At 63.5% G+C, this 8,139-nt stretch carries 10 protein-coding genes, 1 tRNA gene and 1 pseudogene; 7 read left to right on the plus strand and 5 right to left on the minus strand.

The window, feature by feature from the left end; genetic code table 11:
- Positions 1-338, plus strand: a 338-nt coding sequence (locus ACZYOF_RS40585; protein ID WP_463719258.1) for a hypothetical protein, incomplete at its 5' end; no start/stop codon positions are given.
- A 98-nt stretch (positions 339-436) separates the two neighbouring features.
- Here ACZYOF_RS40585 and ACZYOF_RS40590 read toward each other — a convergent pair.
- Positions 437-511, minus strand: a tRNA-Gly gene (locus ACZYOF_RS40590).
- A gap of 400 nt (positions 512-911) precedes the next feature.
- Between ACZYOF_RS40590 and trxA the strand changes: the two genes are divergently transcribed.
- Together trxA and ACZYOF_RS40600 are read left to right on the plus strand one after the other, a co-directional pair.
- A complete protein-coding gene (trxA, locus tag ACZYOF_RS40595; RefSeq protein WP_463719259.1) occupies positions 912-1,832 on the plus strand; it encodes a thioredoxin in 921 nt (306 codons plus the stop codon).
- A gap of 126 nt (positions 1,833-1,958) precedes the next feature.
- Complete coding sequence (locus tag ACZYOF_RS40600; protein ID WP_394567941.1) at positions 1,959-2,633, plus strand: LON peptidase substrate-binding domain-containing protein; 675 nt, start codon at positions 1,959-1,961, stop codon at positions 2,631-2,633.
- 146 nt (positions 2,634-2,779) lie between these two features.
- Here ACZYOF_RS40600 and ACZYOF_RS40605 read toward each other — a convergent pair whose 3' ends face one another.
- Positions 2,780-3,130 (minus strand): hypothetical protein, encoded by a 351-nt coding sequence (locus tag ACZYOF_RS40605; RefSeq protein WP_130582964.1) that lies wholly within the window; start codon positions 3,128-3,130, stop codon positions 2,780-2,782.
- Positions 3,131-3,208: 78 nt separating this feature from the next.
- Between ACZYOF_RS40605 and ACZYOF_RS40610 the strand changes: the two genes are divergently transcribed.
- Positions 3,209-3,745: a TetR/AcrR family transcriptional regulator gene (locus ACZYOF_RS40610; protein ID WP_463719260.1), complete on the plus strand. Its 537-nt coding sequence runs from the start codon at positions 3,209-3,211 to the stop codon at positions 3,743-3,745.
- Between the two features lie 72 nt (positions 3,746-3,817).
- On the plus strand, positions 3,818-4,015 hold the full coding sequence (locus ACZYOF_RS40615; protein WP_130582966.1) for a Trm112 family protein: 198 nt from the start codon (positions 3,818-3,820) through the stop codon (positions 4,013-4,015).
- Positions 4,016-4,099: 84 nt separating this feature from the next.
- On the opposite strand, the gene ACZYOF_RS40620 is transcribed toward ACZYOF_RS40615, so the two are convergent.
- Positions 4,100-5,320, minus strand: coding sequence for a ubiquinone biosynthesis hydroxylase (locus ACZYOF_RS40620; RefSeq protein WP_130582967.1), 1,221 nt, complete (start codon positions 5,318-5,320; stop codon positions 4,100-4,102).
- Positions 5,321-5,570: 250 nt separating this feature from the next.
- Between ACZYOF_RS40620 and tesB the strand changes: the two genes are divergently transcribed.
- Entirely contained in the window at positions 5,571-6,431 is an 861-nt protein-coding gene (gene tesB / locus ACZYOF_RS40625; RefSeq protein ID WP_130582968.1) for an acyl-CoA thioesterase II, read from the plus strand.
- Positions 6,432-6,530: 99 nt separating this feature from the next.
- On the opposite strand, the gene ACZYOF_RS40630 is transcribed toward tesB, so the two are convergent.
- Entirely contained in the window at positions 6,531-7,418 is an 888-nt protein-coding gene (locus ACZYOF_RS40630; RefSeq protein ID WP_463719261.1) for a DUF4339 domain-containing protein, read from the minus strand.
- Positions 7,419-7,672: 254 nt separating this feature from the next.
- On the opposite strand from ACZYOF_RS40630, the gene ACZYOF_RS40635 reads away from it, so the two are divergent.
- The gene (locus ACZYOF_RS40635) at positions 7,673-8,011 is read left to right on the plus strand and encodes a P-II family nitrogen regulator (protein WP_130582970.1); all 339 of its coding nucleotides are present in this window, start codon (positions 7,673-7,675) and stop codon (positions 8,009-8,011) included.
- Here the strand turns inward: ACZYOF_RS40635 and ACZYOF_RS40640 are convergent.
- Positions 8,008-8,139, minus strand: a pseudogene (locus ACZYOF_RS40640) (IS481 family transposase); the annotation flags it as partial. The gene ACZYOF_RS40635 and the pseudogene ACZYOF_RS40640 sit on opposite strands and share 4 nt — an antisense overlap.

Consider the following 8,139-nt stretch of genomic DNA (forward strand, 5'->3'; position numbering starts at 1 on the left):
TCTCGACCTTTGGGCGTCAAACGCGCATTCTTGTGGCTGTTCATCTGGTCTCTCCGGGGAACACTGAAGCTTCGCAACCTCAGCTTCCTCGGTTCGGACCAGATGGACAACCTCCTGAAAGACCACACTTAGAGCGCGCGGAGCAGTGGCCCGAGACCGCGCAGGCGGAGCTTGCCCAGATTGCTCGCGAAATGGACGCCGAGATCGGCGCACGGACCTACGCAGCCACGCCGGCCGAGCTCAGTGGAATTGACCGCGGGCTGAAGAATGCGCGCGAAGGCCGTTTCGCCACAAGCGACCAGATCGAAGAATTGTTCAGCAAGCACAAGCCGACATGAAGGTCGTCACACCGACGGGACTACCACGCCGCACGCGACGAGCCGCGAAGCACCTGAGGTGTCTTTGAAAGGGATTCAGCTCGGCGGACGAGGAAATTTGGAGCGGGCGAAGGGGCTCGAACCCTCGACCCCGACCTTGGCAAGGTCGTGCTCTACCACTGAGCTACACCCGCATCCTGATGGCGGCGATCACTCGCCGGCAACGGCAGAGCTATGCCAAAAGCGGACCGTGAATGCAACAGGCCCGAAGGCGGCTAAATCGCCTCATTTGAGTGGAAATGGGGACGAAAGGGCGGAAAGCAACGCGGCGAGGGGCGTTTCGGTGGCGGCTCGCCGGGTTTTTCGCCTGGGAACCCACTTTCCCCGTCCTCACGCCGCTACGGGCTGATTCGCCTCAAGCAGCCCACAAACTGCGGCCGCACTTGATCGCGACCCTGCATGATCGGCCTGCGGCGGAACGAGCAGGGTACCAGGCGATTGAAATTTGGCGCCAAACCGCCATTTAGCTGACGGGTGTTCGGTTTCGGCCGTGCTAGAACGGGCCCCAATCTCGGGACATCAGGCGAGGATATCGTGACGATAGTTGAGCAGGGCGGCGGTCCGGCGCCGCAGGCAGGCGATCTGATCAAGGAAACGACCACCCAGACGTTCGTCAAGGACGTGATCGAGGAGTCGAAGCGCCAGCCGGTGCTGATCGATTTCTGGGCGCCCTGGTGCGGCCCCTGCCGCCAGCTCACCCCGATCCTGGAGAAGGTGGTGACCAACGCCAAGGGCCGGGTCAAGCTCGTCAAGATGAACATCGACGAGCATCCGTCGATCCCCGGCCAGATGGGCATCCAGTCGATCCCGGCCGTGATCGCCTTCGTCAATGGCCAGCCGGCCGACGGCTTCATGGGCGCGATCCCGGAGAGCCAGGTCAACGCCTTTATCGAGCGGCTGACGAAGGGCGTCCCCGCCGCGGGCGAGCCGAATATTGCGGAAATCCTCAAGGAAGCCGACGCCGTGCTCGCCGAAGGCGACGCCGCGGCCGCGGCGCAGATCTATGCCGAGGTGCTCGGCATCGACGCCACCAATATCGCCGCGCTCGCCGGTCTCGCCAAATGCTATGTCACGACCGGCGCGGTCGACCAGGCCAAGCAGACGCTCGGCATGGTGCCGGAGTCCAAGCGGAGCGATCCGGCTGTCAAGGCGGTCCAGGCCGCGATCGACCTTGCCGAGCAGGCGGAGTCGGTCGGCCCGGTCGGCGAATTGGAACAGAAAGTCGCCGCAAATCCGCTCGATCATCAGGCGCGGTTCGATCTCGCCACCGCGCTGAACGCGATGGGCAAGCGCAGCGAGGCGACCAACCAGCTCCTGGAGATCGTCAGGCGCGACCGCAAGTGGAACGATGACGGCGCACGCAAGCAGCTCGTCCAGTTCTTCGAAGCATGGGGCGGGGCGGATGAAGCGACCGTCGAGGGACGAAAGCGGCTTTCGACGATCCTGTTTTCATAGAGCATGATCCGGAAAAGTGGAGACCGGTTTTCCGAAATGATCATGCTCATACACAGAGATGAGCTTATGATCCGATTTCGTTCAATCGGATTATAAGCGAGCGCGCGCACAACACCGGGGCCGCAGATGCCGATCAATGCCGAATATCGGGGCCCGGCCGAGCTTCCCGAGGTGATCGCGGTCTTTCCGCTTGCCGGTGCGCTATTGTTGCCGCGCGGCCAGATGCCGCTCAACATCTTCGAGCCGCGCTATCTCGCCATGGTCGACGACGCCTTCCGCGACGGCCATCGGCTGATCGGCATGATCCAGCCCGACGTGACGCATTCGCATAATGAGGAGAAGCCGGCGCTGTTCCGCGTCGGCTGCGTCGGCCGCATCACCCAGCTCGCCGAATCAGGCGATGGCCGCTACATCCTCGAACTCACCGGCGTGTCGCGCTTCAAGGTCGTCGAGGAGCTCAGCGTGCTGACCCCGTACCGCCAATGCAAGGTCGACTTCTTCTCCTTCACCGACGATTTCGTCGCGCGCAGCGGCGAAGAGGACGTCGACCGCGAAGCGCTGCTCGCGGTGCTGACGGATTTCCTGAAAGCGAACAACCTGAAGGTCGACTGGGCCGGCATCGAAGCCGCGCCCAACGAGGCGCTGGTCAATGCGCTCGCGATGATGTCGCCCTATGGTCCGGCGGAGAAGCAGGCGATGCTGGAAGCGCCCGACCTCAAGACCCGCGCCGAAATCCTGATCGCGGTGACCGAGATGGATCTCGCCAAGAAGCGCACCAGCGGTGACCCGCCGCTGCAGTGATTCTCGGCCGTCCCGTCATTCTCCTCTACCGTCATTCCGGGGCGCGCGTAGCGCGAGCCCGGAATCCATCGGGCCGCCTGCGCCCGTGGAGAAATGGATTCCGGGCTCGTCCTTCGGACGCCCCGGAATGACAGCAGTCTTCCCCACTAATACCCCGCGACCGCCATCGCCACCACGGCGCTGAGCGCCATCCAGCCGAAATGCCGGCCGCGCGTCGCAACCGCATTGGCGAGGGCCGCGAAAGCGAACACGCAGGCGAGCGTGACGACGATCCAGTGCCGCGCCACCTCCGAGGCCATCCAGGGCGCGGCGAGCAGCAGCACGCCGCCACCGATCCACGCCACCGTGCCGGCCTGCCAGACCAGGCGGATCAGCGTGCGAAGCCGCGCCGGTTCGATCGTCATTTTGGGAAAGACCTTGAATTCGCCAAGGTAACCGTGGATCAGCGCCGCCGCGATCGCGGCGAGGCCGGAACATTGCAGCAGGATATCGCGCATCGTTCGCCTCCATACAGCAGTGTATGGTTATCGCCCGCGCATTGGCGCCTGTCAATACACCGGTGTATGGTGGGCCGTATGACCGATCAGCTTTCCGCCAAGGACTGGCTCGACCAGGGCCTGAAAGCACTGGCAAGACGCGGCTTCACCGCGCTGAAGGCCGAACCCTTGGCAAAAGAGATGGGCGTCTCCCGCGGCAGCTTTTACTGGCACTTCGCCGATATCGCCGCCTACCACGCCGCCGTCCTGAAACATTGGCGCGAGATCGCCGCGGAGCGGATCATCGTCGATGTCGAGGCGACGGCGGCGGCTTCCGACGCCCTGGCCGTGCTGCTGCGCCGGGTGTTTTCCGAAAAGCTGGCGCTGGAAAACGCCGTCCGAAGCTGGGCGAACGTCGATGCTTCAGCACGCGCCGCCGTGCAGGCGATCGACCAGCGGCGGCTCGGCTATGTCGAAGGTCTCCTGAAGCAGGCGGGCCTCACCGACGACGTGGCCCGCGTCCGTGCCCAGATCTTCTATTGGGCGTTCCTCGGCCAGGCGCTGACGGAGCAGCCGCTGCCGAAAGCAAAGCAGCAGGCGATCGTCGACGAACTCTTGCGGATGGCGGTGCGCTAATTGGCTGCGCGCGTTACACTCGCCGTTTGAGACATGGTAAGAAGCGCCTGCGAAACTGGAAGACCGACCGTCATGAGCTCCCCGACTGATCATCTCGAAAGCACCGCCGATCCAAAGCTGCTGGAAATCCTGGTCTGTCCGATCACCAAGGGTCCGTTGGAGTTCGACGCGGAACGGCAGGAACTGATCTCGCGCTCCGCAAAACTCGCGTATCCGATCCGCGACGGCATCCCGATCATGCTGCCGGAAGAAGCGCGCAAGATCGAGTGATGGAGGGGGCGAATAGCGAATGGGGAGTGGCGAATAGCGAAGGAGGAGCCTTCTATTCGCCACTCCCTATTCGCCATTCGCGCGCTACAGCGCCTCGCCCTTCAACAGCCGCGGCACTTCGCCCGACAGCCCCGCCGCCTGGCGGATGAACAGGCTCTTCAGCGGCGGCAGGCGGTCGACGACGCCGAGCCCGACGTCGCGCACGGTCCTGAGCAGCGTCGATTCGTTGGAGAACAGGAAGTTCAGCGAATTGGTCGCGACCCCCATCGCCATGGTGTCGAAGCGGCGCCAGCGCTGGTAGCGCTCGAGCACATCGGCTTGGCCAAGGTCGATGCCGAGCCGCGCCGCATCGACCACCACTTCCGCCAAAGCCGCGACATCCTTCAGACCCATATTGAGCCCTTGCCCTGCAATCGGATGGATCAGATGCGCGGCGTCGCCGACCAGGGCCAGCCGTTCGGCGATGAAGGAGCGCGCGACGAAATAGCCGAGCGGAAACGCGCGCGGCTTGTCGAGCGCCTTGACCTCTCCGAGCTGCAAACCAAAGCGCCGCTCCAGCTCGTCGTGGAATTCCGCATCGCTCAAGCCGACGATGCGGGACGCTTCCTTGCGGTTCTCCGTCCACACCAGTGACGAGCGTTTTCCCTTCAGCGGCAGGATCGCGAACGGACCCGCGGGCAGAAAATGCTCTTCGGCGCGGCCCTGGTGATCGCGCTCATGGCCGACCGTGACGACAATGCCGGACTGATCATAGTCCCAGCCATGCGTGACAATGCCGGCGCGCTCGCGCAGCTTCGAGCGGGCGCCGTCGGCGGCCACCAGCAGGCTCGCTTCGATCACACTGCCGTCCGCGAGCGTCACGTTGACGAGATCGGCATTGGCCTCATAGGTCGAAACCGCGGTCGCGCGCAGATCGATGCCTGCGGCCTCAGTGCGCGCCACCAGCGCGTCGATCAGATGCCGGTTCTCGACCATATGCGCAAACGGCTCGCCGGGCTCGACATCGCCGGCAAAGGTCAGGAACGCCGGCCGGGTGGCGTCGTCGAGCCGCGAATCGGTGACCACCATGTCGAGGATCGGCTGCGTCGTGTCGGCGATCTCGGCCCAGATGCCGATCGCCTCGAACAGCCGGCGGCAGGCGGCGACGATCGCGGTCGCCCGCGGATCGCGGCTCGGGCGCTGCCCGAGCGCAGGATCGGCGACGATGATGGGGATTTCGGTGCCCAGCCCCTGGCGCAGCGCCAGGGCCAGCGCCAGGCCCGCAAAGGCGCCCCCGCAAATGACAATGCCTCGCTGTGCCGACATGCAAGTCCCTTACGCGCTCATGCCCTCAGACTGTGCTTGCTACCTGATAACGGCTGGGCGAAACAGGGTCTTGAGGCAAGGTGCTTAATGTAATGCCGTCATTCCGGGGCGCGTCGAAGACGCGAACCCGGGATCTCGCGCCGAAACCTCTGGATTCCCGGTTCATCGCGGAGCCTGTCATCGGGCCGCGCTGCGCGGACCCGGTGGCGACGCCCCGGAATGACAATGCGGAGAACCTGAAAGATGCAACATGTCAAAAAGCCTGATTGACCTGCTTTCCATCCTGGATCTCGAACCGCTCGAGGTGAATCTGTTCCGCGGCAACAGTCCGAAAACGAGCTGGCAGCGGGTGTTCGGCGGGCAGGTAATCGGCCAGGCGATGGTCGCGGCCTGCCGCACCGTCGAGGGCCGGCTGCCGCATTCGATCCATTGCTATTTCATCCTGCCGGGCGACCCGCAGGTCCCGATCATTTACCAGGTCGAGCGGCTGCGCGACGGCAAGAGCTATTCGACCCGCCGCGTCACCGCGATCCAGCACGGCAATGCCATCTTCTCGATCATGGTGTCGTTCCATGCCGAGGAGCAGGGCGCCTTCGATCACCAGGAGAAGATGCCGGACGTGCCGCCGCCGGAAAAGCTCACCGCCGAGGAAGTGTCGAAGCAGCCGATGTTCCGCGAAATGCCGGACTTCATCCGCCGCTATTACGAATCCGATCGGCCGATCGAACTGCGCCCGGTCGAGCTCGGCCGCTATTTCGGCCAGAAGATCGAGGAGGGCCGCATCCATGTCTGGATCCGCACCGCGGCGAAGCTGCCCGACGATCCCGCGCTGCATCTGTGTGCGCTGGCTTATGCCTCCGACTTTTCGCTGTTGGACGCGGTGATGGCGCGCTACGGCCGCACCCTGTTCGACAAGCGCATGATGCCGGCAAGCCTGGATCACGCGATGTGGTTTCATCGCCCGTTCCGCGCCGACGAATGGCTGCTCTACGCGCAGGACTCTCCGAGCGCGCAAGGCGGGCGCGGCCTGACCCGCGGCATGATCTTCAAGCCCGACGGCACGCTGGTTGCGTCAGTGGCGCAGGAAGGTTCGGTGCGCGAGAGGAAGTAGCGCGCGTTAGAATTGCCGCCGCGATGAAACTGCGCTCCCTCTCCCGCTTGCGGGCCGCTTGCGGGGGAGGTGAAGCCAATCGGCATCTCATTCGCCGCGCTACGCGTTCGCCAGCGTGCTGCGCTCGACCAGCGCGAATTGCGACAGGTACCAATTCGCATACCAGCGCAAAGCCCACGGGATTGGAATCAGCAATAAGCAGCCGATTGTGAACACGACGGTTCGCCAAAGCATCTCGAGGCCTGACGCCTTGAAGATGATTTCGCGGCGCGTCCCCTCGATATTGCGGCACATCCACCTCATCCACGCCGTGGTCACCCACGCCCAGCCGATGATGGTGATGAAGGAGATCGCCAACAACAGATACCACCCGGTATAGGCGATGATGCTGCCGTTGAAGGCGATTGGGAGCTGCTGTCCGTTTGAACTGAGATGGCTGGCGATCCAGCGGATGACCACCCATCCGAGCGCCGCCTGCAGCAGCGGCGCAAGCAGCTCGACCGTCGTACTCTCGGTCCAGCCCGTATAGCTCAAGAGCCCTATCGCGACGAACACATACCAGATGTCACCGACCTGTCCCGTGAAACCGAGATTCGGCCGGCCGGGGACGTTGATGTGCGGGATGATCCAGCGATAAAAGCCGGTGGCGGACCACGGCGCTGGGATCACCAGGAGCTGGCCGACGGCAAACCACAGACTGCGTCCAAACAGCTCCCAGATCGGCAGATCGGCTGAGACCGCTCCACCCGCATAGCCGGCCGCAGTCATGATCGGCGGCCCGCCCGCCTGCGAGGGCATCGCTGGACTGGAAGGATCCGAAATCAGTCCGGGAATCTCACCCGCCTTCTGCCAACCGGCCATCCCCTCGGTCCAGACCAGCGTATCCGGCCCGACGGTGCCTCGCATGATGAGATCGCGGAGCTGAAATTCGGGAAACGGGCCCTTTTGCTGGCCTTCGGATGCATAAAACCAGGATCGATCGGCCATGGCATTTCCTTGGAAAACACGATTCTTGGGAACAGGCGCCAGCGGAGCGACTGGCGAAGCAGGAAAGCCGCATTGTGACGGACGATCATGTCCCCTGTACAGGGAGCGAGCTCAGGGTCTGCCAATGTTTTCCCCCTAAACCTGCAACTTTTTTGTGCCATTTGCTCAGAAAGATGCCAGATTGGCCCGGGATCGAAGGCCATCCAAAGAGCAGGCGGTTGGCCGAACTTTAAGAAAAAAGCGGGCCGCTAGCCATGAAACTTGTCGTCGCCATCATCAAACCCTTCAAGCTCGACGAGGTGCGCCAGGCGCTGACCGAGATCGGCGTCCACGGCATGACCGTCACTGAAGTCAAAGGTTATGGCCGGCAGAAAGGGCACACCGAGATCTACCGCGGCGCAGAATATGTCGTGAACTTCCTGCCCAAATTGCGGATCGAGATCGCGGTCGCATCCGACATCGCCGACAAGGCGGTCGAAGTCATTACCGCAAAGGCACGCACCGGCCAGATCGGCGATGGCAAGATCTTCGTCACGCCGATCGAACATGCGCTGCGGATCCGCACCGGCGAGACCGACAGCGACGCGCTCTAGGTGTGGAGCCTCAAGAGGTTGTCCTCGGTGAGACCGAGTCTGCTGATCGGCGTTTGAGATTTTATACCGCCGTGAGGCCGATGCCAGTTGTATTGGTGCAGCCAGATCGGAAGCTCGTCGGCACGACG

This window comes from Bradyrhizobium sp. LeoA1Lang, from assembly GCF_055413685.1.

Coding starts and splice junctions, on each gene's coding strand:
- ACZYOF_RS40630 (WP_463719261.1), bottom strand. CDS start 7,418: ATGGCCGATCGATCCTGGTTTTATGCATCCGAAGGCCAGCAAAAGGGC.
- ACZYOF_RS40615 (WP_130582966.1), top strand. CDS start 3,818: ATGAGCTCCCCGACTGATCATCTCGAAAGCACCGCCGATCCAAAGCTG.
- ACZYOF_RS40605 (WP_130582964.1), bottom strand. CDS start 3,130: ATGCGCGATATCCTGCTGCAATGTTCCGGCCTCGCCGCGATCGCGGCG.
- ACZYOF_RS40600 (WP_394567941.1), top strand. CDS start 1,959: ATGCCGATCAATGCCGAATATCGGGGCCCGGCCGAGCTTCCCGAGGTG.
- tesB (WP_130582968.1), top strand. CDS start 5,571: ATGTCAAAAAGCCTGATTGACCTGCTTTCCATCCTGGATCTCGAACCG.
- ACZYOF_RS40620 (WP_130582967.1), bottom strand. CDS start 5,320: ATGTCGGCACAGCGAGGCATTGTCATTTGCGGGGGCGCCTTTGCGGGC.
- ACZYOF_RS40610 (WP_463719260.1), top strand. CDS start 3,209: ATGACCGATCAGCTTTCCGCCAAGGACTGGCTCGACCAGGGCCTGAAA.
- ACZYOF_RS40635 (WP_130582970.1), top strand. CDS start 7,673: ATGAAACTTGTCGTCGCCATCATCAAACCCTTCAAGCTCGACGAGGTG.